The 26,310-nt window shown below is 62.6% G+C and carries 26 protein-coding genes; 18 read left to right on the top strand and 8 right to left on the bottom strand.

Going from position 1 to position 26,310, the window contains the following annotated elements; genetic code table 11:
* The first annotated feature begins 85 nt into the window (after positions 1 to 85).
* The 14 genes from CLU92_RS27810 (at position 86) to CLU92_RS13940 (ending at position 11,981) form a co-directional block, all read left to right on the top strand.
* Positions 86 to 232 (top strand): hypothetical protein, encoded by a 147-nt coding sequence (locus CLU92_RS27810; RefSeq protein ID WP_166674707.1) that lies wholly within the window; start codon positions 86 to 88, stop codon positions 230 to 232.
* An 83-nt stretch (positions 233 to 315) separates the two neighbouring features.
* A complete protein-coding gene (locus CLU92_RS13880) occupies positions 316 to 489 on the top strand; it encodes a Flp family type IVb pilin (protein WP_101482350.1) in 174 nt (57 codons plus the stop codon).
* Between the two features lie 96 nt (positions 490 to 585).
* A complete protein-coding gene (locus tag CLU92_RS13885; RefSeq protein ID WP_166674706.1) occupies positions 586 to 759 on the top strand; it encodes a Flp family type IVb pilin in 174 nt (57 codons plus the stop codon).
* Positions 756 to 1,826 carry a phosphatase PAP2 family protein gene (locus CLU92_RS13890; protein ID WP_101482352.1) on the top strand — a complete coding sequence of 357 codons (1,071 nt, stop codon included), beginning with the start codon at positions 756 to 758 and terminating at the stop codon, positions 1,824 to 1,826. Before CLU92_RS13885 ends, CLU92_RS13890 begins: the two co-directional genes overlap by 4 nt.
* A complete protein-coding gene (locus tag CLU92_RS13895; RefSeq protein WP_208327691.1) occupies positions 1,823 to 2,410 on the top strand; it encodes a prepilin peptidase in 588 nt (195 codons plus the stop codon). The genes CLU92_RS13890 and CLU92_RS13895 overlap by 4 nt, the downstream gene beginning before the upstream one ends.
* A gap of 40 nt (positions 2,411 to 2,450) precedes the next feature.
* A complete protein-coding gene (locus CLU92_RS13900) occupies positions 2,451 to 3,071 on the top strand; it encodes an isoprenylcysteine carboxylmethyltransferase family protein (RefSeq protein WP_101482353.1) in 621 nt (206 codons plus the stop codon).
* A 30-nt stretch (positions 3,072 to 3,101) separates the two neighbouring features.
* A complete protein-coding gene (locus tag CLU92_RS13905; protein ID WP_101482354.1) occupies positions 3,102 to 4,448 on the top strand; it encodes an ATP-binding protein in 1,347 nt (448 codons plus the stop codon).
* The gene (gene cpaB, locus CLU92_RS13910; protein WP_101482355.1) at positions 4,445 to 5,278 is read left to right on the top strand and encodes a Flp pilus assembly protein CpaB; all 834 of its coding nucleotides are present in this window, start codon (positions 4,445 to 4,447) and stop codon (positions 5,276 to 5,278) included. Before CLU92_RS13905 ends, cpaB begins: the two co-directional genes overlap by 4 nt.
* Positions 5,279 to 5,344: 66 nt before the next feature.
* Positions 5,345 to 7,126, top strand: a complete 1,782-nt coding sequence (locus CLU92_RS13915; protein WP_101484684.1) for a type II and III secretion system protein family protein — start codon at positions 5,345 to 5,347, stop codon at positions 7,124 to 7,126.
* A gap of 10 nt (positions 7,127 to 7,136) precedes the next feature.
* Complete coding sequence (locus tag CLU92_RS13920) at positions 7,137 to 7,427, top strand: pilus assembly protein (RefSeq protein ID WP_101482356.1); 291 nt, start codon at positions 7,137 to 7,139, stop codon at positions 7,425 to 7,427.
* Between the two features lie 38 nt (positions 7,428 to 7,465).
* The gene (locus CLU92_RS13925; protein ID WP_101482357.1) at positions 7,466 to 8,656 is read left to right on the top strand and encodes an AAA family ATPase; all 1,191 of its coding nucleotides are present in this window, start codon (positions 7,466 to 7,468) and stop codon (positions 8,654 to 8,656) included.
* Entirely contained in the window at positions 8,653 to 10,038 is a 1,386-nt protein-coding gene (locus CLU92_RS13930; protein ID WP_101482358.1) for a CpaF family protein, read from the top strand. Before CLU92_RS13925 ends, CLU92_RS13930 begins: the two co-directional genes overlap by 4 nt.
* Positions 10,039 to 10,049: 11 nt before the next feature.
* The gene (locus CLU92_RS13935) at positions 10,050 to 11,027 is read left to right on the top strand and encodes a type II secretion system F family protein (protein ID WP_101482359.1); all 978 of its coding nucleotides are present in this window, start codon (positions 10,050 to 10,052) and stop codon (positions 11,025 to 11,027) included.
* A 21-nt stretch (positions 11,028 to 11,048) separates the two neighbouring features.
* Positions 11,049 to 11,981, top strand: coding sequence for a type II secretion system F family protein (locus CLU92_RS13940; protein WP_101482360.1), 933 nt, complete (start codon positions 11,049 to 11,051; stop codon positions 11,979 to 11,981).
* Positions 11,982 to 12,528: 547 nt separating this feature from the next.
* Here the strand turns inward: CLU92_RS13940 and CLU92_RS13945 are convergent.
* The 6 genes from CLU92_RS13945 to edd all read right to left on the bottom strand — a co-directional run bounded on the left by CLU92_RS13945 (position 12,529) and on the right by edd (position 18,370).
* Positions 12,529 to 13,911, bottom strand: a complete 1,383-nt coding sequence (locus CLU92_RS13945) for a TadE/TadG family type IV pilus assembly protein (protein WP_101482361.1) — start codon at positions 13,909 to 13,911, stop codon at positions 12,529 to 12,531.
* Between the two features lie 50 nt (positions 13,912 to 13,961).
* Positions 13,962 to 14,555 (bottom strand): TadE/TadG family type IV pilus assembly protein, encoded by a 594-nt coding sequence (locus tag CLU92_RS13950; protein WP_101482362.1) that lies wholly within the window; start codon positions 14,553 to 14,555, stop codon positions 13,962 to 13,964.
* The gene (locus tag CLU92_RS13955) at positions 14,555 to 15,073 is read right to left on the bottom strand and encodes a TadE/TadG family type IV pilus assembly protein (protein WP_101482363.1); all 519 of its coding nucleotides are present in this window, start codon (positions 15,071 to 15,073) and stop codon (positions 14,555 to 14,557) included. The genes CLU92_RS13950 and CLU92_RS13955 overlap by 1 nt, the downstream gene beginning before the upstream one ends.
* Positions 15,074 to 15,247: 174 nt before the next feature.
* Entirely contained in the window at positions 15,248 to 15,760 is a 513-nt protein-coding gene (locus CLU92_RS13960) for a type IV secretion protein Rhs (protein ID WP_101482364.1), read from the bottom strand.
* A 63-nt stretch (positions 15,761 to 15,823) separates the two neighbouring features.
* Positions 15,824 to 16,453: a bifunctional 4-hydroxy-2-oxoglutarate aldolase/2-dehydro-3-deoxy-phosphogluconate aldolase gene (gene eda / locus CLU92_RS13965; protein ID WP_010400696.1), complete on the bottom strand. Its 630-nt coding sequence runs from the start codon at positions 16,451 to 16,453 to the stop codon at positions 15,824 to 15,826.
* 3 nt (positions 16,454 to 16,456) lie between these two features.
* Positions 16,457 to 18,370 carry a phosphogluconate dehydratase gene (gene edd, locus CLU92_RS13970; protein WP_101482365.1) on the bottom strand — a complete coding sequence of 638 codons (1,914 nt, stop codon included), beginning with the start codon at positions 18,368 to 18,370 and terminating at the stop codon, positions 16,457 to 16,459.
* 336 nt (positions 18,371 to 18,706) lie between these two features.
* Between edd and pgi the strand changes: the two genes are divergently transcribed.
* The gene (gene pgi / locus CLU92_RS13975; protein WP_101482366.1) at positions 18,707 to 20,371 is read left to right on the top strand and encodes a glucose-6-phosphate isomerase; all 1,665 of its coding nucleotides are present in this window, start codon (positions 18,707 to 18,709) and stop codon (positions 20,369 to 20,371) included.
* Between the two features lie 138 nt (positions 20,372 to 20,509).
* Positions 20,510 to 21,406 (top strand): SMP-30/gluconolactonase/LRE family protein, encoded by an 897-nt coding sequence (locus CLU92_RS13980; protein ID WP_101482367.1) that lies wholly within the window; start codon positions 20,510 to 20,512, stop codon positions 21,404 to 21,406.
* 155 nt (positions 21,407 to 21,561) lie between these two features.
* Here the strand turns inward: CLU92_RS13980 and CLU92_RS13985 are convergent, their stop codons facing one another.
* On the bottom strand, positions 21,562 to 22,515 hold the full coding sequence (locus CLU92_RS13985; protein WP_099379036.1) for a chemotaxis protein: 954 nt from the start codon (positions 22,513 to 22,515) through the stop codon (positions 21,562 to 21,564).
* A gap of 562 nt (positions 22,516 to 23,077) precedes the next feature.
* On the opposite strand from CLU92_RS13985, the gene zwf reads away from it, so the two are divergent.
* Positions 23,078 to 24,550, top strand: a complete 1,473-nt coding sequence (gene zwf / locus CLU92_RS13990) for a glucose-6-phosphate dehydrogenase (protein WP_101482368.1) — start codon at positions 23,078 to 23,080, stop codon at positions 24,548 to 24,550.
* 87 nt (positions 24,551 to 24,637) lie between these two features.
* Complete coding sequence (locus CLU92_RS13995; protein WP_034750862.1) at positions 24,638 to 25,492, top strand: SIS domain-containing protein; 855 nt, start codon at positions 24,638 to 24,640, stop codon at positions 25,490 to 25,492.
* A gap of 51 nt (positions 25,493 to 25,543) precedes the next feature.
* On the opposite strand, the gene CLU92_RS14000 is transcribed toward CLU92_RS13995, so the two are convergent.
* Entirely contained in the window at positions 25,544 to 26,206 is a 663-nt protein-coding gene (locus CLU92_RS14000; protein WP_133989821.1) for a lipoprotein, read from the bottom strand.
* Between the last annotated feature and the right edge of the window lie 104 nt (positions 26,207 to 26,310).

Raw genomic sequence — 26,310 nt, forward strand, 5'->3', positions numbered from 1 at the left:
CTGATGTAGATCAAGCTGCCAACTTCTATAGTGATCTTACCGGAGTGCAAATCACCGCGCGGCCCACCACGACACGGAGCACAGCATGCGCCTTGACAAGTTTCTTCCGGCAGCCCTGATCACCTATTTGCAGGGCAAGCAAAAGGCTGCGTTCTACCGCTATGCACTGGTAGCGGCCCTCATGGCGGTGGTCTGCATCATCGGACTGCTGGCACTGGGCGAAAGCCCATGAGAGCGCCAAATCGAAGCAACAGGAAGCAACGCTGCCATGTCGTTTTACCCACCGCTGTACCTTAACCACCACCAGGAGTTGTCATGAACCTCATCAAAAACTTTATCCGCGAAGAAGATGGCGTCACTGCAATTGAGTACGGCCTGATCGCAGCCCTGATTGCCGTGGTGATCATCGGCGCCGTCACCATCGTCGGCACGCAGCTGAAAAAGACCTTCAGCACCATCGGCACCAAGCTCACCACCGCCAACGGCTGATGCAGCGCAGTCCGGGCTTGCCCAGCGCCAGCCCGGACATACCGCCCCCGCCACACTCCAGCAAGCCCACCTTGATGACGCATAGCGAGGCCCATCGTGAAATCTCTCTTCAGCCGTTTTTCCGATGAATCGGCAGTCACGGCGATCGAATACGCGCTGCTGACGAGCCTGATAGCGGCAGTGCTGGTAGTCACGATCACCCTGCTCGGCGACCAGATCAAGCTGCTATTTGTCTACGTCAAGGACCAAGTGGTCCTGGCCCTGTCATGAATACCCTGCGCGCCTCGCTGCGCACCCACCGCGCCCTGCTGCTGATCGTGCTGCTGTACGCCACCGCGGCAGCGCTGCTGGCCGGCAGCCTGCCCAGCCCATCGGACATCCTCAACGTGCTGGCAGGCTTCCTCTTGGCCATCCTCACGGGTCCCATCTTCATCCTGTGCGGCTATACCATTCGCGTCATGGTGATGCAACGTCCGCACCGCCTGTGCCACTACCTGTACCACGACCTGCGCCGCTACTTGAGCAACGAGCGCCTGCTGCACGCGCTGCCGGCCATGCTGCTGATCCCCGTCTTCGCCTCCAGCTTCACCGTCTTCAAGGCCGCCATCCCCCGCCTGCACCCCTACACCTGGGATGCCACCCTGTCAGCCTGGGACATCGCGCTGCATGGCGGCAAAGCCCCATGGGAAAGGCTGCAGCCGCTGCTGGGCCACCCGCTCGTCACCGGCCTGCTCAACTTCAGCTACCACTTCTGGTTCTTCCTGTTCTACGCCGTGCTGTACTGGCTCATCCTCGATACGCGCCGCCCGCTGCTGCGCATGCAGTTCCTGCTCAGCTTTGCGCTGACCTGGATCGTCCTGGGCAGCATCCTGGCCGTGCTGTTCGCCTCGGTCGGCCCCTGCTACTACGGCCACCTGCATGCCAGCGATCCGTATGCGCCGCTGATGGCCTACCTGCATGACACCAACCAGCACGTCCCCGTGTGGGCCCTGCAGGTGCAGGACATGCTATGGCAAGGCTATCAAAGCAAGGGAACAAACGGCGATCTGGGCATCTCCGCCATGCCCAGCATGCATGTGGCCACGGCCGTGCTGATGGCCATCATGGGCTGGAATGTGAGCCGCGCCGCAGGCATCTCGCTGTCCGCCTTCGCCGTGCTGATACTGCTCGGCTCCATCCACCTGGGCTGGCACTATGCGCTCGACGGTTATGTCGGCGCGGCCGGCGCGGCGCTGGTGTGGCACCTGGTCGGACGGATGCTGGGCAGCCAGGCAGCGGCACCCGCCATGAGCATGGCCACGGTGCCCTGCATGAGCAAGGAAGGACTGACATCATGAACGCCCACCTGCCCATGCTGCTGTGCCTGGCCGTACTGGCCACCCTGCTCGCCGCCGCGCTGTGGCACGACCTGCGCACGCGCCGCATCCCCAACCTGCTGGTGCTGTGGGGCATGCTGGCGGGACTGATCCTGAACAGCTTCGTGCCGTCCGGCGCCGGCCTGTTCGACGTCGACTTCGGCGGCCTGGGCCTGCTGCAGGCGCTGGCTGGCGCCGCTGCCGGATTGGCACTGCTGCTGCCCATGTATCTGCTGCGCGCCCTGGGCGCCGGCGACGTCAAGCTGATGGCCATGTGCGGCGCCTTCCTCGGCCCCGACGCCGTACTGGAAGCGGCCCTGCTGACCTTCCTGTGCGGCGGCGTGCTGGCCCTGGCCGCCGCGCTGGCAGGCCGCCGCCTGCGCCTGGTGCTGCGCAACACCTACCACATGATGCTGGGCGCGCTGCTGCACAGCCTTGCCGGCGGCGCCGCCACGATCGCCGAACCGCCGCCCGCCACGGGCAAGCTGGCCTACGCCTTCGCCATTGCCAGCGGCACCCTGCTGCAGGTGTTCTTGCAATACAACCATCTGTGGAGCTTGCGCTGAAACGCGCCGCTCCGACGACCAGCCACCACAGGACCCGACCATGGACACCCTCGCCACTCTCTGCCACTCGCGCCGCGCCAGCCTGCTCACCAGCATCGCCATGGCCGGACTGTGGGTATTCTTTGCCAGTGCACACGTGGTGGGCTATTTGCACAGCGACGACTGGAGCTATTTGCTGTTCTGCGCCGCCGAAACCCTCGCCGCCCTGTTCTTTGTCGTACGCTCGGCCCCCGTCAGCATTTCCACCGATGCGGGCGACTGGCTGCTGGCCATCGGCGCCACCTTCGCCCCTTTCCTGCTCTCGCCTGCCGACATGGCCATCTGGCCCGGCGCGCGTTACCTGCTGGCCATCGGCAGCCTGCTGCAGATCGCCGGCCTGCTGTCGCTGAATCGCAGCTTCGGCCTGGTGGCGGCGCAGCGCGAGATCAAGACGGGCGGCGCCTACCGCGTGGTGCGCCATCCCCTGTATGCCAGCTACCTGATTTCCCTGAGCGGCTACCTGCTGGCCAATACCTCGCCCGCCAATGCCGTGACCTACGTCGCGACAATCGCCATGATGGTTGCGCGCCTGCTGCGCGAGGAGCGCTTCCTGTCCACCGACGTGCGCTACCGCGTGTACATGCGGCAAGTGAAATACCGGCTGCTGCCGTTCATCTTCTGACCTCACCATCCGGCAAAAGGAGCGATCATCATGCCCGATACCTACCCAGAAGCGCCTGCCGACGGCAGCATCATGCCGGCCATGCAGCGCGCACCACGCAACGTGGCCGAAACGGGCCTGCCCTTCCTGTTCCTGGTGGAACTGCTGGTGAAGGTCATGTTCCTGCGTGGCCAGATCGGCTTGCCTGCCCTGTCGTCGCACGTCAAACTGGGCGCCGGCGTGCTCGAACCACTGCTGACCTTCATGCGCGCCGAAAAACTGTGCGAAGTGCAGCGCAACGGCTACAGCGGCACGGATGCCGACCAGCACTACCACCTGGTCGACCAGGGCCGCCTGCGCGCCGCCGACTATTTGCGGCGCAATGCCTACAGCGGCCCGGCGCCCGTCACGCTGGCCCACTACAGCGCGCAGGTGCTGGCGCAAAGCGTGGCGCACATGCACGTCACGCGGGAAAGCATGATGCAGCAGTTTCACGACGTGGTGGCCAGCACGTCGGTGCTCGACCAGCTGGGCGCGGCCATGAATTCGGGCCGCGCACTGTTCCTGCACGGCCCCGCCGGCAGCGGCAAGACGTATCTGGCCGAGCGCCTGCATGGTTTGCTCAGCGGCACCATCGCCCTGCCGCACGCGGTCATGGTCGATGGCGAGGTGCTACCCTTCCTCGACCCCATGCTGCACACGCTGGCCACCGGCGTGGCGCCGCCGGCCGACCCGCGCTGGGTACGCGCCTGGCGCCCCACCGTGCTGACGGGCGGTGAGCTGACGCTCGACATGCTCGACCTGCAATTCGATCCCGGTGCCCGCCTGTATCAGGCACCGCCGCACCTGAAGGCCAACAACGGTATCTTCATCATCGATGACCTGGGCCGCCAGCGCTGCTCGCCCGTGGAGCTGATGAACCGCTGGATCGTGCCAATGGCGCGCCGCGTCGATTATCTGTCGCTGCACACAGGCTACAAATTTCCCGTCCCCTTCGACGTGATCGTCGTATTTTCCTCGAACCTGGCGCCGCAGCAGCTGGCCGACGACTCCTTCCTGCGCCGTATCGGCTACAAGATCCATGTCGGGGAATTGAGCGGCTACCACTACGAAGCCGTGTTCCGCCACGTCTGCGAACAATTCGGCATGACCTTCAACCATGCTGCCTACCACTACCTGCTGCAGTTGCACGGCCAGCACGCAAGGCCCCTGCTGGCTTGCTATCCCCGCGACATATTGGCCCAACTGTGCGACGTGGCCCGCTATGAGGGCCGCCCGCCGCGGCTCGAGGCCGAGGCGTTGCACTGGGCCTGGAACAATTATTTCGGCGCCGCCGACGGCTCCGCCGGCATACAGAACGGACCGGCTGCGGTCCTGGATAAAGGAGTATCAAAATGAGAAACGCACGCGCTCTGACAATGATGGCCTTCGCGGTCATCCTGGCGTTCGTGGCCGTCATCGTGGCCGCGCGCTGGATCAATGCCCAGGCCTCGGGCAATACCAACAAGGTCGCTGTCGCCCTGATCGACATCAGCCTGGGCGCGCGCATCGCGCCGGAAATGGTGCGCATGGTCGACTGGCCCAGCAGCGCGCTGCCGCCGGGCGCCATCAACGACCCGAAACTGCTCGATGCGCGCGTCACGCGCACCAGCATCCAGCACGGCGAACCGATCATGGAAAGCAAGCTGGCGCCCCCCGGCACCCAGGGCGGCCTGTCGGCCGTGGTGGGCGAGGGCAAGCGCGCCATGACGGTGCGTGTCAATGACGTGGTCGGCGTGGCAGGCTTCGCCCTGCCCGGCAACTATGTCGACATTCTCGTCAACACGCAGGACGATGCGGCCAAGACGGGCACCGGGCGAGATCCCAGCATCTCCAAAATCGTGCTCGAACGCATACTCGTGCTGGCCATTGCGCAGGAATCGAACCGCGACGACACCAAGCCCAAGGTGGTCAATGCCGTGACCCTGGAACTGACACCCGACCAGACGGAAAAGCTCGACCTGGCGCGCAGCGTGGGCACCCTGTCGCTGGTGCTGCGCAACCAGATCGAAGACAAGCCCGTCAACACGGATGGCGCCACCAAGACCAGCCTGCTGGATGCCAAGGTCGCCGCCCAGGTGGCCGCCCCCGCCCCCCGGCCAGTCATACACCGCCGCGTGGTGCAAGGGCCAGCCGGGCCGCAAGTCGATGTCATCAAGGGGCTGGAACGCAGCTCCCAACAATTCTGAACAACGCTACGCCGATCGTCATCCGATCCGCACCACGAGGAGCACGCCATGAGCACCATGAGCAAAATGAACACAGCAAACGGAGGCCGCATCCTGCGCATGGCCCTCGCCATCGCCACCATCGGCGCCCTTATCCCGGCAGCCCATGGCGAAGCGGGCGCACCTGCCACCTCGCCTGGCCTGTCGACCACGCCGCCGGGAGCCACGCCAGCGCCTGCATCAGCATCGGCTGCGGTCTCCGCGCCGCCCCCCAAGGTGGTGCGCCGCGTGCCGCGCGTGAAACCGGTGGCGCAGCAAGCCATGCTCGATACGGCGGGAGGACGCACGGAACTGTCGCGCAACATGGCGCTGGCCGAAGGCAAGTCCACCCTGATGCACCTGCCGTTTCCTGTCGCCCGCGTCTCGGTAGGCGACCCGCGCATCGCCGACGTGATCCTGCTCAACACCACCGATGTCTATCTGTTGGGCAAATCCGTGGGCACGACCAACCTGATCGTATGGAACCGCAATAATGAAGCGAGCATCATCGATCTGTCCGTCAGCATCGACGCCAGCCTGCTGCAGACGCGCCTGAGCGAACTGTTGCCGAACGAAAAAGAGCTGCGCGTGACGGTGGCCGGCGACACACTGATACTGTCGGGTGTCGTCAGCGACACCGTCAAGGCCGACCAGGCGATGTCGCTGGCCAACGCGTATGCACAACGCGGTTCCCGCCCCGCCGCTGGCGCCGCAGTTGCCGGTGCGGCACCCGCCGCCGCCGGCGCCGCACCCGACCCTTCGGGCGGCCCGTCAGCCTCGCCACGCGTGATCAACCTGATGGCGATCGCCGCGCCACAGCAGGTGATGCTGGAAGTCAAAGTGGCGGAAGTGTCGAAAACCCTGGTCGACCAACTGGGCGCCAACCTGGGCCTGAGCAAGACTATCGGCGGCTGGACCTATTCGCTGCTGTCGAACTTGCTCAGCAATAATCCCAGCGGTTTCAACGCCAGCAACAGCCGCAACGGCAACTTCCTGGGTCTCGATGCGCAAAAGCGCGATGGCTTGATCAAGGTACTGGCAGAACCGAACATCATGGCCATCAGCGGACAGGAAGCCAGTTTCCTGGCTGGCGGCAAGATCTTCATCCCCGTCAGCCAGACCAACAATGGTGGCACGCCCACCATCACGCTGGAAGAAAAAGAGTTTGGCGTGGCCGTGAAATTCACCCCCACCGTGCTCGAAGGGGGACGCATCAACCTGAAAGTGTCGCCGGAAGTGTCCGACCTGAACAAGGAAGGCATCGGCATCACGGCCACCGGCATTTCCACCACCGCCATCCTGCCCTCGTTTACCACGCGGCGCGCCACCACCACCGTGCAGCTGTTCGATGGCCAGAGCTTCGCCATCGGCGGCTTGATCAAGAACAATGTGACCAGCAACATCAAGGCCTTGCCGGGCCTGGGCGAAGTGCCCGTCCTGGGTGCCCTTTTCCGCAGCACGGACTTCCAGACAGACCGCTCGGAACTGGTCTTCATCATCACGCCGCACCTGGTCAAGCCGCTACCGCCCGACTACAAGCTGCCTACCGATCCGTATGTGCAACCTACGCGCGGCGACATGTTCATGCAAGGCAAGATGGAAGGCACGGCGCCCGCACCAGCGCCAGCACCACTGCCGCAGCCAGCGCCGATGCCGCTACCTGCCGCCGCGCCGCCGGCAGCCATGGCCGCGCCCGTGCCGCCTTCCATGCCGGTGGCCATGCCCGTCGCCACGCCGACGGTGACCACCAACGACCTGCCGCAATACCGCGCCGTACCGAAAGCCGATGCGGCCACGTCATCGGCCAGCATTATCGATGATCTCAAATAGGAGCATCTCCATGAAAACCTTCGCAACCACCCTGCCCCGCTGCCTGCTGTGCGCTGCGGCAATCGGCGCGTTGGCCGGCTGTGCCGCCACCACCACCCCCGTGCTCGACAGCCATTTCGGCGAGTCGGTGACCTTGCTCAAGCAGCAGCAAATCCTGTATCCGGACGCGGCCTACAACAGCAATCCCGTGCTCGGTCTCGATGGCAAGGCCGCCATCAGTGGCTACAAGCTCTACCAGAAATCCTTCAGCGCGCCCGATCCAATTCCCGACGTGCTGACGATCGGCGTCAGCAAACGCTGAACCGTACCCCATCCACCCAGCCACTGCCGGAGCTTGCCGTGAAAATCTTCATTATTTCCAGTAACGAAAAACAACTGGCCGCCATGACGGCGCTGTTGCGCGAGCGCCACGCGGGCGACGATATCGACAGCGCCGTCGGCAGCCTGGAACGGCTGGCCGGCACGGCTGAAATGGCCGTGCCAGACGTGCTGCTGCTGGCGCAGCCCGTCATCGACGATGCCGACCTGGTGCGCATCGAACGTCTGGCCAGCCGCCAGCCCGCCATGGCCATCATCCTGCAGTGCCAGCAGCAGGGCAGCGACTTCCTGCTGCAAGCCATGCGCGCGGGCGTGCGCGAGGTGCTGCCGCAAGCCGACAACGGCGCCGCCCTGAATGCGGCGCTGCAGCGCATCGAGGACAAGAGCGCGCGCCACGTGCGGCGCGATGGCAAGATCATCGCCTTCGTCTCGTGCAAGGGCGGCAGCGGCGCTACCTTTCTCGCCGCCAACCTGGCATACGCGCTGGCGCAGGACAACCAGCGCGTGGCGCTGTTCGATCTGAACTTGCAGTTTGGCGATGCGGCGCTGTTTGTCTCGGACCAGAAGCCGGCCGCCACGCTGTCGCACGTGGCGCAGCAGATTCATCGCCTCGACCCCTCCTTCCTCGCCGCCAGCATGGTGCAAGTGACGCCGAACTTCAGCATCCTGGCGGCGCCCGAAGATCCCGGACACGCGAGCGACATCAAACCCGAGCACATCGACCAGCTGCTGCACCTGGCGCGCCACGAGTATGATTTTGTTGTGCTCGACACGGGCCGCGGCCTCGATGCCATCAGCGTGCGCGCGCTTGACAACGCCGACATGATTTGCCCCGTGGTGCAGGCAACGCTGCCCTACATCCGCGACGGCAAGCGGCTGCTGCAGGTGTTCCAGTCGCTGGAATACCCGACCAGCAAGATTCACCTGATCCTGAACCGCCATACGAGCGCCGATGAAATCCGCGGGCGCGACCTGGAAGCGGCCTATGGCCAGCAGATCTTCCACGCCATGCCGAATCATTACGCGGTGGCGGCGGCATCGGTCAACCAGGGCGTACCCGTGCTGAAGCTGGCGCCCGGCAGCCCGCTGGCCAAATCACTGCAGGAGTGCGCGCGCAAGCTGGGCGGTACGCGCGCGGCCAGCACGCCTGGCCTGTTTTCACGCCTGTTCCAGCGCAGCCGGCCCATCCAACTTCGAGGGGAAACAGCATGAGCATCGACATCAATGGTGCAGGCCCCAGCCTGCGCGAACGCCTCGGCAGTGCCCCGGCCTCGAACGGCAATTCGGCTTTCGGCGCCGTGCGCGGCGGCAGCATCGACAATCCCGCCTACCAGGAACTCAAGCAGCACGTGCACCAGTCCCTGCTCGACCGCATCGACCTGGAAGGAATGCAACGCCTGTCCCAGGAGCAAATACGCGACGACCTGAAGATCCTGGTGGGGCGCCTGCTGGATGAAGACAGCGTCGTCATCAACGACCTGGAGCGGCGCACCCTGGTGCGCGACATCCAGGACGAAGTATTGGGCTTTGGCCCGCTCGAACCGCTGCTAAACGATCCCAGCGTCTCGGACATCCTCGTCAACACGCACCGGCAGGTATATGTCGAACGCCACGGCCAGCTCGAACTGAGCGACATCCGTTTCAACGACGATGCGCACCTGATGAAGATCATCGACAAGATCGTCTCGCGCGTGGGCCGCCGCATCGACGAATCGAGCCCCATGGTCGATGCGCGCCTGCCGGACGGTTCGCGCGTCAACGCCATCATCCCCCCGCTGGCCATCGACGGACCCGTGATGTCGATACGGCGCTTTTCGGCCCAGCCGCTGCGGCTTTCCAACCTGGTCGAACATCACAGCCTGACGGCCGAAATGGCACAAATCCTGCAGGGCCTGGGCAAGGCCAAGATCAATATCCTGATCTCGGGCGGCACGGGCAGCGGCAAGACCACCATGCTCAACGCGATATCGGGCTTCATCAGCGGCACCGAGCGCATCGTCACCATCGAGGATGCGGCGGAACTGCAAATGCAGCAGCCGCACGTGGTGCGCCTGGAAACGCGGCCCGCGAACATCGAAGGCAAGGGCGAGGTGACGCAACGCGCACTGGTACGCAATGCCCTGCGCATGCGGCCCGACCGCATCATTTTGGGCGAGGTGCGCGGTGCCGAGGCGCTCGACATGCTGCAGGCGATGAATACGGGCCATGAGGGTTCAATGGCCACCATCCATGCCAACACGCCGCGCGATGCCCTGACGCGGCTGGAAAACATGATCAGCATGGCCGCCTCCATGTTGCCGGGCAAGGCCATGCGCCAGCAGATCAGCGCAGCCATCGGCGTGGTGGTACAGGTGGCGCGTCTGACGGACGGCAAGCGCAAGGTGGTGTCCATCCAGGAGATCACGGGCATGGAAGGCGAGATGATCACCATGCAGGAAATCTTCACGTTCCGCCAGACGGGCGTAGCCCAGGATGGCGCCGTCAGCGGCCACTTCCAGGCCAGCGGCGTGCGCCCCCGCTTCCTCGACCGCCTGCGCGCCTTCGGCGTGGTCGTGCCGGAAAGCCTGTTCGATCCCGACCGCCAATACCATTGAGGAGCCGCGCCATGGACACCAGTTTTTACGTCTTCGGGGCCCTGATCTTCATCGCCGTGGTGCTGCTCGTCACGGGCATGTACCAGGCCTGGAACAATGTGCGCGGGCCGGAATCGGAACGCGTGGCGCGGCGTCTGCGCGTGATGTCGGCCGGCGCCCACGCCGGTGAGCAGAACACGTCGATGATCAAGCAGCGCCTGCTCAGCGACACGCCGGCGCTGCAGAAATTATTATTGGAAGTACCGCGCGTGCATGCACTCGACCGCCTGCTGGAACAGTCAGGGCTGACGTGGAGCGTGGCGCAATGGGCCTTGCTGGTGCTGCTGACATTTCTCGTTGGCCTGGTCGGCGCCAGCCTGTTCGAGCTGCCCTGGCTGCTGCGCCTGGTGGCAGCGGCCGCCTGCGCGCTGTTGCCCCTGTACTACATCGAGCGTGCCAAGGCGCGCCGCCTGCAGCGCATCGGCCAGCAGTTGCCAGACGCGCTGGAACTCATGAGCCGCGCCCTGCGCGCCGGCCATGCCTTTCCCACGGCCCTGAAAATGGTCGGCGAGGAAATGAACGCGCCACTGGGCGACGAATTTCGCATCGCCTTCGACGAAGTCAACTTCGGCATCGCCATGCCGGACGCGCTGATGAACCTGGCCACGCGCGTGCCCAGCACGGACGTGCGCTATTTCGTCATCGCCGTGCTGATTCAGCGCGAGACGGGCGGCAACCTGTCGGAATTGCTCGATAGCATCAGCCACATCATCCGCGAACGCATCAAGCTGCTGGGACAGGTGCGCGTGCTGTCGGCCGAGGCGCGCCTGTCGGCGTGGATCCTGGGGCTGTTGCCGTTCGGCGCGGCAGCCATGATCCAGCTGACCAACCCCACCTTCCTGGAACTGCTGTACCGCGATCCCGGCGGACAGAAAATGCTGGGCGGCGCGCTATTGCTGATGCTGCTCGGCGTCATCTTCATGCGCAAGATCATCCATATCCGGGTGTGAATTTTTGAGGGGAACGACATCATGACTACCATGCAAATGGGCTTTCTCGGCTTGCTGTTCGTCGCCGTCTTCGCCGGCGCCATGTTCGTGCTGCTGCTGGCCATACCTGACCCGCTGCGCCAGCGCCTCGACAGCGTGGGCGCCGCCGGGACTGGCGGCGCCCGCCACTGGCTGGCGCACTTCGTCAAGCTGAGCAAACCACTAGCGCGTCTGTCCCTGCCCGAAGATGGCTGGGAGACGTCGAAAACACGCCTGCGCTTCATGCATGCGGGACTGCGTCACCCATCGGCGCCGCTGCTGTATTTTGGCGCCAAGACGGCCTTCGCCGTGGGCCTGCCCGTACTGCTTTTCCTGGGCCTGAGCGTGGCCGGCGTGCATTACAGCGGCACGGCATTACTGCTGTGGCTGCTGCTGGCCGCCGCATTCGGCTACTACCTGCCGAACGGCTGGCTGAACCGCCGCATCCGCCTGCGCCAGCGCGACATTTTTGAAAGTTTTCCCGATGCGCTGGACCTGATGACGGTCTGCGTGGAAGCTGGCCTGGCCATGGATGCGGCGCTGGCGCGGGTGGCCTCCGAAATCACGCTGAAAAGCGCCGTGCTGGCCGAGGAACTGCACCTGCTGACGCTGGAACTGCGCGCCGGCAACTCGAAGGAACGGGCCTTGCGCAACTTGGCCCTGCGCACGGGCGTGGAAGATGTCGATGCCCTCGTTGCCATGCTGATCCAGGCCGAACGTTTCGGCACCAGCATCGCCGCCTCCCTGCGTGTGCAATCGGACCAGTTGCGCACCAAGCGGCGCCAGCTGGCAGAAGAGCAGGCGGCGAAAATTGCCCTGAAACTGCTGTTTCCGCTGATCTTCTTCATCTTCCCTTCCCTGCTGGTGGTGCTCATGGGACCAGCCTTCCTGCAAATCTACCGCGTGCTGCTGCCTGGCATGGCCGGCGGCAATTAAAACCGCAGCCCTCCCACATGCTCCTGGCAGTCAACGCTGCCGGGAGCCAAAGATCTCCTCCGCAACACCCCGTCCCGCCCTTTGCCTGCTCTCCTGCCGGCTACCCGCATTGCCCTGCTCCGGCCTGAACACAAGCGCATTCCACATTGCCTGGCGCCTCTGCCGCTGCACATGCCGCATACGTGGAGGGCGGCACTGGCACACTGCCCGATTCCAGCCTTTTCAGGTCTCGACATCTGCGTTATGGATGGCTTCGGGATGTGCCCGCCCCCCTGTCAGCGATCACTGGCCACCCACCAAGTCCGGTACGCCCTTCGCATCATGGGTTGCCGGACTTGGCTGGCCAAAATATCGAGGACCGAGCTGTGCATATACTAGCGGGGCAATCCGCCATGCGGCACGAAGATCCCGCTACATGCGACATCGACTCCTCGGCGAGCGGAAGCTTGAGCGGCCTGCGGCATGGTGTGCTGTCCGCAGCCTAAGTGCACAGGCAATAAAAAAGGGCCGGAGCGGATATCCGGCCCTGACCATCTGGTTTCCGTATCTACATGCTGATGCGCAAAATGGCCGAGGCGAGTTTCTCGAAGCAGGGCTTCAACTCGTTGGAGTTGGCGGCGTGGCAATAAATGCCGACGGGTTGGCCGGCGCCCGCGTTCACGCAGCGCGACAGGGCATCGGGCGTGTTGGCCATGCACTTGAGGATATCTTCGCCCTTGTCGCTGGGCGCGGGGCCATTTGCCGCGGTCAACTCGCTGCCCAGGCCCAGGGTAAACACGTACATGCCCTCGCTGCGGGCCTTGGCGGCCACCGCTTCGAGCAGGTTGCGCGAGGCCCGGTTGACATTGATCCAGGTGGCCGAATTGCTGCTGGTATCGTTGGTGACCGAACGCGGCGTGGCCGTGATGATGGGGAACTCCTGCAAGGCCGGCAAGTTCGTGGGATTGTGCGCGTTATACCACTGCGGCAAGGCGGCCGTATCGAGGTTCTTGACGATGTTCGTATCCTGGTTGCACTTGCCGGCCGCCGTCGTGCCCTGCTTGTCGATCCGCCACAGGCCGGCCGGCGTGCCGGTGCTGGTGCCGTCGCCCGTCACCAGCGATCCAGGCGTGGTGCAGTCGGCCGGCTTCTTGAACTTGAAGACGGACGAAATGGTATTGGGCGATCCATCGGAAAAAAACACGATGACGCGCAGACTGGAGCGGTTGGCCAGGGCGATGCTGTTGAGCTGGTCGCGACCATTCCACATGCCTTCGGCCGAATTCGTCAAGCCGTCAAACGAATAGTTGCCAATGGTGGTCTTCATGCCCGCCTGGTCGAAACCGCGCGCCACCTTGCTGATCGGCGTATCGACTTCGGCGCCGTAGGAAAAATGGATCAGGGCCATGCGGTCCAGCGCCGGATTGAATTTGCTGAGAAACAGCTGCGCGCTGCTGATGACGGTGGAGCCGACAGGCGACAGCGAGCCCGAGGTATCCATCACGAAGGCCAGGTCCAGGTCCTTGCGGATGGTCTGCGCCGAGGCGCTGACCGACAGCAAATTGAAGCCTAGCACGCGCATCAGGGTCACGGGCACGGAGGCCGTGGCCGCCGCATCGATCGTCACCTTGCCGGCATCAAAGGTCACTGTGGGATTGTTGAAGGTGGGCGTGGCCCCCAGGTAGCCCGTGGGGAAATTCGCGGCAAAGAACTTTTGCGCCGCCGCCTGGGCGCTGGCCCGCTGCGCCGCCTCGCCCACGCCTTGCGTCACGGCGCGCGCGGCGGCGATGCTGGCCGAATCGACGGCCGCATTGAGCTTGGAACGGATGATGAAGCCCAGGCCGGAATCGATGGCCAGCCCCACCGCGCCGATCAGCACCACCATCGACAGGGCGATGACGATCAGCACTTGCCCCTTTTGTTTTCCGGTCTGCCTGCGTATGCTTTTCATGATGTTCTCCCGGCGCGTGCACGTGCGCCTGCGCAATAATGACAGCGTGTCTAAAAAATAGTCTTGGCGTACAGATTGCCGCTCAGCTGGGGCGTTTGCGCTCCAAAACCCAGGCTCATGCCGGCAAACAGGATGTTGGCGCGATACAGTCCCTCGACGACATAAATGACTTCGCCATTGGCCAACTGGTTGCTCATGGCATCGTTGATGGGCGAACCACCACTGGGAATGCTGGTGCACTTGCCCGTGCCGTCGCTGGCCCAGTTGCTGCAGTTCCACACCTTGCTAGCCTGCTGCGGCCCTTGGGTCCAGCGGTAATGTTCAAGAATGACGTTTTGCTTGCCGGGGCCATTGCCCATGATCTTGCTGATGTACATGCTGCCATTGCTGGCCATGTCCAGCGGCGGCGTCGTCATCGCCAGCGCCGTCATGATGGTTTGCGGGTCTTGCGAGGAGCGCGAGGCCAAATTGGCCCCTTCGCGGCTCAGATTGGTCAATATCATGTCGCCTTGCACGATGCGCGCCAGATCGAAGACGGGGACGGCCATCATCAGCAAGAAGGGCAGCACCAGGGCGAATTCCACGGCAGCCACGCCTTGCTGGCGGCGCGCGCGCATCAATGCCAATTGTTTGGATGGTGTCATCAGAAGGCCTCGTTACGCATGGTGGCCGCGACGCTGAAGGCATACTGGCCGGGCGCACTGGTGGAAGTTTTGGGATTGAGCAAGGCCATCAAGCGCCATGCGGGGGTGATGACGGGCCAGGTGCAGTTCACCTGCAGCACAACGATATCGCCGGCCGAGCCGAACATATTGTTGTTGTAGGCGGAGGGCGCTTGCGATACGCCATTGACCACCACCACGGGACTGACCATGGCATACAGGCCCAGCGAACTGTCGTTGATCTTTTGTAGCACGGCCTCGTAGCGCTGTTTGTTGGCGCTGGCCGGATCAAGGTTGTTTTGCCCCGTGATGGAGTAGCGGGCCCCTTCGCGCACGGCGTATTGCATCGTCAGGTTGACCCAGAACATGATCCCCAGTTCCATGATCATGGCGATAAGGAAAAAGAGGATAGGGGCGATCAAGGCAAATTCCACCAGCGCTGCGCCACGTGGGCGTTTTTTCAGGCACGACTTTCCTCTACAGCTGTTTCTAATCTGCATGATTTACTCGCTTGGACAGGTTGCTCTCGATCTCGCGCCGAGGTTGCAATTAAAACAAAGAAATTGTTCTTTGTATAATTTAATTTAGGTAATGCTGAGATGAATGTCAAGGTCTGAATACATGCAAATTAAATATATATGCACGCGTACATGAAATAACGATAGGAAACGAAATTAGCGCGGCAGCAAGCTGCAGTCGGCGGGGTCGAGCAGGAAGCCTTGCAGGATGTCCTGCAGCTGTGGCAGCTTGGCCACGTGGGCGGGAATGCCCAGCTGGCGGGCGCCGAAATAGTGGGCGATGATGTCGCCCTGCTGCTCCATGTTGAAGTCGGACAGCATACCGCCGGCTTGCGCGTCGTAGCGATAGGCGCGCTGCCGGATGTAGCCGCCGCACAGCGCCAGCCGCACGCCATGCAGCAGCACGCAGTAGCCGAGCTGGTACTGCCACACGTGCACCATTTCGTGGATGAAGAATAGCTTGCCGCCGTTGCCTTCACGCGAAAAATCGTCGCGGTACTGGGCCGGCATGAAGTGCAGGCTGCCGCGCGGCGTCATCGCCGTGTTCTGGTCCTGCAGGCCGAATGGTAAAAAGGAGCCGCGCACCACACGCACGCGCGCGTAATCGATGGCGCCCTGAAAGACGCTGCGGGCCATGGCGGTTTCGCCGATGGTCAGGGGGCGGCGCAAGACTCGCATGCAGAGGAGGGAGGAAAGCGCGGCAGGCACGCAAGGCTGCCGCGCCGGTACCGCTTACGCTGAGCGCAAACCGCTGGCAGCCTTGGCGATTTCCGTGATGCGGTCCCAGTTGCCGGCCGCGATCGCGTCTTTCGGCGTCAGCCACGAACCACCCACGCAGGCGACGTTCTTGCACGCCAGGAACTGCGACGCCGTCTCTTGCGAGATGCCGCCCGTCGGGCAGAACGTGATGTCCGGCAGGGGGCCGTAGATGGCGTTGAGCATGCCGATACCGCCGGCAGGCACGGCCGGGAACAGTTTCAGCTGCTGGAAGCCGTTTTCACGCGCCGCCATCACTTCACCGGGCGTCATCACGCCTGGCAGCAGGGGCAAGCCGCTGCTTTTCGCCGCCGCCACCAGGGCTGACGTCAGGCCTGGCGAGACGCCAAACACGGCGCCCGCATCGCGCGCCTGGACAAATTCCTCGGGACGGGTCAGGGTGCCGACGCCGACGATGGCGCCCGGTACTGCCGACATGGCGCGAATCGCTTCCAGGCCGTGCTTGGTGCGCAGGGTCACTTCCAGCACGCGGATGCCGCCCGCCACCAGCGCGCGCGCCAGCGGTACGGCGTGTTCAGGATCGTCGATCGCAATCACGGGGATCACGCTCGAGGTGCGCATAATTTCCAGTAGTGTCATGGTCATCTCTTATTTCCTAGCCAAAAAGTCTTCATCGGAACCGGGTACAGTATCACCGACATTGTCGGCGTCGTGCAAGGCGACGGTGGTGGGAATCGGCGACGGCAGGCCGAAGGTGGTGGCACCCTCTTCCGCCGCGCTGACGGTGGAACGGAACATGGAAAACAGCTCGCGGCCCATGCCGACGTGGTTCGGCGACAGGTCGGCCGTTACCAGCGAACGCGCGTGCCAGACGTCGGCTGGCACCAGCGCTTCGAGCACGCCCGTAAAGGCGTCAAGGCGGATGATGTCGCCATCGCGCACCAGGCCCAGGGCGCCGCCGGCGAGGATTTCAGGCGACACGTGGATGGCGGCCGGCACCTTGCCCGACGCGCCCGACATGCGGCCATCGGTAACCAGCGCCACCTGGCGGCCCGCATCCTGCAGGTTGGCCAGCGCGGGGGTCAGCGCATGCAGTTCCGGCATGCCGTTGGCGCGCGGGCCCTGGAAGCGCAGCACGGCGACAAAGTCGCGGTCCAGGGTGCCGGCCTTGTAGGCGTTCATGAACTCTTCCTGCGAATTGAACACCAGGGCAGGCGCTTCCACCGTGCGGTGCTGTGGCTTGACGGCCGAGACTTTCATCACGGCGCGGCCCAGGTTACCTGCGACGAGGACCATGCCGCCGTCCGGCGCGAACGGGTTCGAAGCGGGACGCAACACGTTTTCATCGGCGCTGGCGGCCGGTGCATCTTTCCAGAAGACCTTGCCGTCTTCACCGAGGAACGGCTCCATGCAGTGCGCGCGCAAGCCACGGCCCAGGATGGTGTTGACGTCTTCGTGCAGCAAGCCCGCGTCCAGCAGTTCGCGGATCAGGTAACCGGTGCCGCCGGCCGCGTGGAAATGGTTCACGTCGGCGTCGCCGTTCGGGTAGATGCGCGTCAACATCGGCACGATGGCCGACAGTTCATTGAAATCGTTCCAGTCGATGACGATGCCGGCCGCCTTGGCGATCGCCACCAGGTGCAAAGTGTGGTTGGTCGAGCCGCCAGTGGCCAGCAAGCCCACGACGGCGTTGACGATACATTTCTCGTCAACGATATGACCGACTGGCAAGTAGCTGGCGCTTTGCGCCGTGATGCCCGCAGCACGCTGGGCGGCAGCTTTGGTGAGCGCATCGCGCAGCGGTGTGTTCGGCGTGATGAAGGCAGCGCCCGGCAAGTGCAGGCCCATCACTTCCATCAGCATCTGATTGCTGTTCGCCGTACCGTAGAAGGTACAGGTGCCGGCGCCATGGTAGGCTTTCGACTCGCCTTCGAGCAAGTCTTCGCGCGTGGCCTTGCCTTGTGCATACAACTGGCGCACCTTGGCTTTTTCCTGGTTCGACAGGCCCGACGTCATCGGACCTGCCGGCACGAAGACGGCCGGCAGATGGCCGAAGTGCAGCGCGCCGATCAGCAGGCCCGGCACGATCTTGTCGCACACGCCCAGGTACAGGGCGGCATCGAACATATTGTGCGACAGCGCCACGGCCGTCGACATGGCGATGGTGTCGCGCGAAAACAGCGACAATTCCATGCCCGGCTGGCCTTGCGTCACGCCATCGCACATGGCGGGCACGCCGCCGGCGAACTGGGCCACAGCACCCACTTCGCGCACGGCTTGCTTGATGATTTGCGGAAATCCTTCGAAGGGCTGGTGCGCCGACAGCATGTCGTTGTATGACGACACAATGGCCACGGACGGCTTCTTGTATTCCTTCAGCGACAGCTTGTCGTTGGCGGGAAAGGCGGCAAAACCGTGCGCCAGGTTGGTACACGACAGGGCGCCGCGCTGCACGCCCTGGATGCGGGCAGCATCCAGATGCGCCAGGTAGGCGCCGCGCGATGGCCGGCTGCGCGCGATGATGCGCGCTGTTACGGATTCGACTACTGGATGCAGCGCCATATGAATTTCCTTAAAAATGAGTATTTCGTGAAATTTTACTACAAAATGGTGAAGAAGAAGCACTCTCGCATGGGCCAACAACAGAAATAAGCCACAAATTGCGGCGTATCAAAGCCAACCCAGGCAATATCGCGTATCCACAGCTGCCAACATATCCCTTATATACGACTGCTGCAATCGCTAAAAAAAGCACAACAAAATCGGCTTCACGTTACAAACTGTAGTGAAATTACGTTTTTCTGATGTATTATTCTCATACCAACGCCGGATCCGCTGTTCGTCACGACGAACGCGCCGCGCTCCTTTCAACCGAGACAAGCACCCGAGCCGACCGCCATGCGCCAGCCAGCACCTACTCCTGCCATCACCGCCACCGCCAGTTTCCAGTCCCTGCAAGCGCATAGCGCCAGCCTGCGCGACGTACATCTGCGCCAGCTGTTCGCTCTAGATCCAGCGCGTTTTTCCAGCATGACAGTCGATGCGGCAGGACTGCTGCTCGATTACTCGAAGAACCGCGTCGACGCCACCGCCATGGCCCTGCTGATGGACCTGGCCCGCGAGCGCGGCGTGGAAGCGCAGCGTGAAGCGATGTTTACGGGCGAGAAAATCAATCTTACCGAACATCGGGCAGTTCTGCATACCGCCTTGCGCGCGCCGCGCGGCACCGCCCTGGTAGTTGATGGCCAGGATATCGATGCCGACGTGCAAGATGTGCTGCAGCGCGTGAAGGCGTTTACCGACAAGGTACGCAATGGCAGCTGGCTCGGCTATACGGGCAAGCCGATTTGCGACATCGTCAACATCGGCATCGGCGGCTCGGACCTGGGACCGAAAATGGCCTGCCTGGCGCTGCGCTCCTACGCCAACCCGGGCCTGGAAATGCACTTTGTGTCCAACGTCGACGGCCACGACATGGAAGCGACCCTGTCCAAGGTCGATCCGGAAACGACCCTGTTCATCGTGGCCTCGAAAACCTTCGTCACGGCCGAAACCATGCTCAACGCCAACACGGCGCGCGCCTGGTTCTTGCTTGAAGGCGAAGAAACTGACCTGGCGCAACACTTCGTGGCCGTCTCGACCAACACGCAAGCCATCGTCGATTTCGGCATTTCGCCAGAAAACATGTTCCCGTTCTGGGACTGGGTCGGTGGCCGCTATTCCGTCTGGTCCTCGATCGGCCTGGCCGTGGCGCTGTCCGTGGGCTTTGAGTACTTCAGCGACTTCCTCGCCGGCGCGCACGCGATGGACCAGCATTTCCGTCAAGCACCTCTGGAACAGAATATGCCCGTGGTGCTGGCCATGGTGGGCTTCTGGAACCGCCAGTTCCTCGACTGCGGCTCCGTCTCCATCGCGCCCTATCACCAGGACCTGAGCCGCTTTGCCGCCTACTTGCAACAACTGGACATGGAAAGCAACGGCAAGCGCGTCACCAAGGATGGCGTGCCCGTCGACGTACCGACCGGCCCCGTCATCTGGGGCGATTGCGGCACGAATGCGCAGCACGCGTATTTCCAGCTGCTGCATCAGGGCACGGACATCACGCCCATCGATTTCATCGCCGCCCTGCGCGCCACGCACGATTTGCCGGGCCACCACGACGCCCTGCTGGCGAACTGCTTCGCCCAGTCGGAAGCCTTCATGACGGGCAAGACGGGCGAGGAAGTGCGCCTTGACTTGCAGGCGCAAGGTTTGCCGGAAAACGAGATCGAAGCACTGGTGCCGCACAAGACTTTCCCGGGCAACCGCCCCAGCAATACCATTTTGATGGACCAGCTGACCCCGACCACCCTGGGCGCGCTGATCGCGCTGTACGAACACAAGACCTTCGTGCAGGGCGTCTTGTGGAACGTTAACAGCTTCGACCAGTGGGGCGTGGAACTGGGCAAGGTGCTGGCCAAGAAAATCCAGGCCGAACTGACGGGCGAAGCCCGTCCCGACCACCACGACAGCTCGACCAATGGCTTGATCGCCCTGGCCAAGGCCGCCAAGGCCGCATACTAATAACGCATAACTAAACCTGCTGCGCGTCGGTATAGGCAGCCTGCGATGCTCACTGTGCTCAAGCACAGTTCCGCTTCTCGGCCGCCCCTCCCTTCCGCTCGCTACGGTTTTTTTAAGCGTTCTCCACATTAAGAATAAATGAATATTTACGAAATCAAGGTAGTCAGCGACAAAGCCATGCAAGTGGGTGAATGCCCGCTATGGCATGGCAAGGAAGCGGCCCTGTACTGGGTCGACATCGATGGCCGCGCCGTGCACCGCGTGCACCCGGCCAGCGGCCAGCATGAGCAGTGGAGCATGCCGACGGAACCGTCGGCGCTGGCCATCAACGCCGGCGGCGGCCTGATCGTGGCCTTGCGCAGCGGCTTTGCCCACCTCGACACCAAGACGGGTAGCCTGGCGGAAATTGCCCCCGCTCCGTTCGACATGGCCACCACTCGCTTCAACGATGGCAAGGTCGACCCCGCAGGCCGCTTCTGGGTCGGCACGATTTTCGAGCCGCGCAGCGCTGATGCGGCGGAAATGTTCGTGCTGGAAAAGGGACAAGTGCGCAAGGTCTGGTCCGGCGGCATGACGGTATCGAACGGCCTGGGCTTCAGTCCTGACGGACGCACCATGTACCACTCGGATACCACTACGCACCGCATCGACCGCTTTGATTTCGACGTAGCCACGGGAGCCATTTCCGCGCCACAACCATTCCAGCGCTTTTCCACAGACAAAAAAGCGGCGGACTACGGCGGCCGCCCGGATGGCGCGGCCGTCGACAGCGAAGGCAATTACTGGTCGGCCATGTTTGAAGGCGGAAAGATTCTACGCTTCGCCCCTGATGGCCATTTGCTCGGTGAAATTACCGTGCCCGTGCGCTGCCCCACCATGGTGACGTTTGGCGGCCCCGACCTGCGCACCCTGTACATCACCAGCGCCAGCCACAACCGCTCGGCCACAGAGCTTGCCGACTATCCTTTGAGCGGCCACGTGCTGTCCGTGCGCGTGGACGTAGCGGGCCAGCCGGAACACCTGTATCAGGCCTAAAGTATCAGGCCCAATTTCAGCAAGGCATGAAAAAGCGCCGGCCCCTCGCGGGTGCCGGCGCTTTTTTTATGCCAATGGCGTAGGTCGGATTAGGGGGGCAACGCCCCGCGTAATCCGACAACAGTGTTGACCATGGTCATGGTGGTGGCGTCATATTAACGCGCAAGTACTTTACGGATGGTCTCGGCCAATTCCGCCGCCACAAACTTGGCCACATAACCATCGGCGCCCACGCCCTTGACGTGGTCTTCGTTGGTCGAGCCCGTCAGCGACGAGTGGATCACCACGGGGATGTTGGAAAAGCGGCCATCGTTCTTGATGTTGCGCGTCAGGGTGAAGCCATCCATTTCCGGCATTTCCAGGTCGGTCAGCACCAGCGCGACCTTGTCTTTCGCCGTCTTGCCTTCGGTCGCCGCCTGGGCCGAGATCGCCTGCAGGCGCTCCCACGCTTCCTTGCCCGTCTTGGTCATGATGAAGGGCACGCCCATCGCTTCGAGGCCCTTTTCGATCAGCGAGCGGGCCAGCGAAGAATCGTCGGCCGCGAGGATCACGGCGCCGGCCGGCAAGCGCACTTGCGGGCCGATGCTGTTCTCGTCCACATCGGGATCACCCGACGGCAGCACGTTGCGCAGGATTTGCTCCACGTCCAGCACTTGCGCCAGGCGTGTCTTGTCCGTGTCGCCATCGAGGCGCGCGATACTCGTGACGAGTCCGCCGCCGACGCTCGATTCGGCCGACAGCACCTGATTCCATTCCAGGCGTACGATTTCATCGACCTCTTCCACGGCAAACGCCTGTGTCGAGCGGGCGAATTCCGTCACCATCAGGATCTTCAAGCCATTGCTCTTGCAGCCGACCGCCATCGGCAAGTCGATCACGGGCACGATCTGGCCACGGATATTGACCACACCCAGCATATGCGGGTGCGAACCGGCCACCGCCGTGATGGCCGGCATTTCCATGATTTCACGGACTTTGAACACATTGATGCCGAAGAGTTCGCGGCTGGTCGAGTGATCACTGGTGCCCAGCTTGAACAGGAACAGTTCGAATTTATTATTGCCTGTCAGGCTGGTGCGTTCATCGACATCTTGCTGCATTGAATTCATTGTGTCCCCTTGAGCCGTCTTGTAAAGTTAAGTCGCCTGCCCTGATGCTGCGGGCAGTGCGGACTGCACGTCGCATGGACGTCGGATGGCGGGTTCGGGGCATGGCCGGCGCTAGCGGTGCAGTGTATATCGTACAATTTCTTACAACCAATAGTTGCTATCGATTCGAGCTTGAATTATACGGTTTTTTACTTTCCTCAAAGCTACTTTACGCTGCCAACGGCGATCCTGACAGCATTTCTTGATTTGCTTGTTGCTACAGCGCAAATGATGACGCAGAGAATTGAAAATTTCCCTGGCAACCATGGTTGCTTTGAAAAGCGCTCTGCAAGGCGTGACGGCGTACCTGCGCCAGCGAACGGCATATAATGACCATGGCGGCATCGCTGGCAGGCATACCGGGCAAAACTGCGACGTCAGGGGATGGAATGTAGTAAAATTTCTTGCAATTGCCTGTTCTACGTAGTAAATTTACACCACCGATTATAGTAGCGACAGACTGGCACTTCCGGTCGGCTTCCTCCCCGCTCCGGCCCTTTTACTTTTGCGACGACACTCACTTATGGCACTTACCGATTTTGACCTGGTCCTGTTTGGCGGCAGCGGCGATTTAGCAATGCGCAAGTTGTTGCCTGCAATGTATGCGCGCGACGTCGCGAACGATTTGCCGCCGACGGCGCGCATCATCTGTGTGGGCCGCCAGGATAGCGGCCAGGATGCATTCCTGAAGATGGTAGAAACCAACTCGCGTCCCCACATCAAGGCCAGCACGCTGAACGCCGCCACCTGGAGCAAATTCTGCGCGCGCATCGTGTATGTATCGCTCAACGCCAGCGATGCGGCCACGTACGCGCCACTGGTCGAAGCGCTGCGCGGCGATGCCGACCTGACGCGCGTGTACTACCTGGCGACGCCGCCTCACTTGTTTGCCTTGATCTGCGACAACCTGGAAGACAACGGCCTGGTCACGCCGAATTCGCGCGTGGTGCTGGAAAAGCCGCTGGGCCGCGACCTCGCCAGCGCCAAGCAGATCAACGCCGAAGTGGGTAAGGTCTTCCAGGAATCGCAGATCTACCGTATCGACCATTACCTGGGCAAGGAAACCGTGCAGAACTTGCTGGCCCTGCGCTTCGGCAATATCCTGTTCGAGCCGCTGTGGCGCCGCGAATGGATTTCCGACGTGCAGATCACCATCGCCGAGAAACTGGGCGTAGGCAACCGCATGGGTTACTACGATACCTCGGGTGCCCTGCGCGACATGCTGCAAAACCACTTGCTGCAACTGCTGTGCATCGTCGCCATGGAACCGCCGACCTCGATCGCGCCGGATGCCGTACGCGATGAAAAGCTGCAAGTATTGCGCTCGCTGAAAAAATTCACGCCCACCACCCTGGCGCAAAACATCGTGCGCGGCCAGTACCGTGCCGGCCACGTGGACGGCGTCACCGTGCCGAGCTACCGCGACGAGCCGGATGCACCCGAGCATTCGCGCACCGAAACCTTTGTCGCGCTGAAGGCGGAAATCGATACCTGGCGCTGGGCCGGCGTGCCGTTCTACCTGCGCACGGGCAAACGCATGGCCGACAGCCTGGCCGAAATCGTCGTGCGCTTCAAGCAGATCCCGCACTCGATCTTCAACCAGCCGACGTCCAGCTTCCAGCCGAACTGCCTGGTGATCCGTTTGCAGCCGGACGAAGGCTTGCGCATGAATTTGATGGCAAAAACCCCGGGCGACGGCATGCGCTTGAAACCGGCGGAACTGGAACTCGATTTCCGCGAATCGTTCAAGACACCGCGCATGGATGCCTACGAGCGCCTGCTGCTCGACGTCCTGCGCGGCCAGCTGACCCTGTTCATGCGCGGCGACGAACTGGAAGCGGCCTGGGAATGGGTCGAACCGATCCTCGACAACTGGGAACAGAACGACAGCGCGCCGATTCCGTACACGGCCGGCACCTGGGGCCCGGCCGCGGCCAGCGCCCTGATCGGCCGCGATGGCTTGCAGTGGCGTGAAGAAGCATTACCTGAGGATTAACAGGCAAGACAAGGGCCTGCCCGCATCTGGGCAGGCCATTTATCTATTATCCCCACACTCCTGAACACCTACCAAAAGACTACCCTGATGCTGCTTGATTCCATCCGCACCCAGCTCGATTCGCTCTCCAAGTCGGAGAAGAAGGTCGCGCTGGCCGTGCTTGACCAGCCTAACCAGACGGTCAGCCAGAACATCACGGCGCTGGCGAAAAGCGCGCAGGTGTCGGAACCGACCGTGGTGCGCTTTTGCCGCACGCTGGGCTACGACGGCTGGCATGAATTCAAGCTGAAGCTGGCGCAGGGCCTGGCCCTGGCCATGCCGGGCGCGAACGAGCAGCCGGCGCAGGACGACCTGGCGGCCGACCTGGTGAATAAAATCTGCAGCCGCTCGATCAATACCCTGCTCGACCTGCGCAACAACCTGAACCCGGAAGCGATCCAGCGCGCGCTCGACATCCTGTCGCGCGCCAGCAAGATCGAATTCTATGGCCAGGGCACGTCGGGCATCGTGGCGGCCGACGCGCAGCACAAGTTCTTCCGCTCGGGCGTGCCGACGGTGGCCTACAGCGATCCGAACATCCACAGCATCGCCGCAGCCCTGCTGCGCGGCGGCGACTGCCTGGTGGCCATCTCGCAGCGCGGCAACAGCCCTGCCCTGGTGCGTTCCGTGAAACTGGCGCGCCGCGGCGGCGCCGACGTCGTCGTGCTGGCCCCATCGGGTACGCCGCTGGCCGACCTGGCGACGGTCCTGATCCCGATCGACCTGGTCTTCAACACCGACCCCTACACCCCGATTTCAGCCCGCCTGGCCTACCTGGTGGTGATCGACGTGCTGGCCGTGGGTCTGGCCCTGCAGCGTGGACCTGAATTCCGCAAGAAGATGCAGAATGCGCAAAAAGCGCTGCAAGAGTTTGATATGCAGTTCGACTCCTTCATCGGTTGATCCCCTGCCGGCGCCAGCCTCGCTGACCGGCGCAGCCGCTTTGCCCGTCCCTCATTCCAGATGCGCCTTGCGGGGGATGCCATAGAAAGGATTCTCAATTTCCTGCCTGCAGAACTGCCCCTGTGGAAGGCGCGTGGCATGCAATTTCACCTCTGCGGCAGCAAGCGGCGTATCCGTCTTGAATGTTCCCAGCCGTGCCTGAACCGTACCATCGGCAAGAAAGTGCAAGAGCACGGCGGTCGGGCGGTCGGGACCTGTCGCGGGAAGAATGTCAACAATGGCCTGGCACCAGCGGCTGCCTGGGGAACTCTGCCTGGAAGTGCGCTCATCATAAGAAATACTCGATTTTCCATCGTGGTAGCTCGTATCGAACACCACGCTCCACACCACACGCACTCTCAGCGGCTTGTCGACCGGTCGGTCCCAGCTTAAACAGCAATTGCCACTGCTGACGGCAACTTTTTCACCATTATCGAGTTCCCTCCCGCTTGCGTCGCGAAAAAAAATGGAGCCGCCGCTGGGCGCGTCATCGATATTGAAGGGTAGCGAGATTTCCTTGTACGCAATGGAATACAGGTCGAAAGGCGTGTAGTTATAGGAGGTGGTCGTGAAAGTTTGCTCACTTAACTCTGCTTGCAATCGATCGTCGTTCTCCCTGGCATTGCAGGCGGCCAGAATGGCCAGGGACAAGATGATGAGGATGATTTTTTTCATGATCAGAAAAATGTAAAAAACAGACAAGTCCTGGCAATTATGCGTCCATTTTCAAAAAAGCAAGATTCAATTAAGCAAGCAGGACCAGGGCTAAGACAATAGTG

The organism is Janthinobacterium sp. 61, assembly GCF_002846335.1.
Classification (GTDB): Bacteria; Pseudomonadota; Gammaproteobacteria; order Burkholderiales; family Burkholderiaceae_D; genus Janthinobacterium.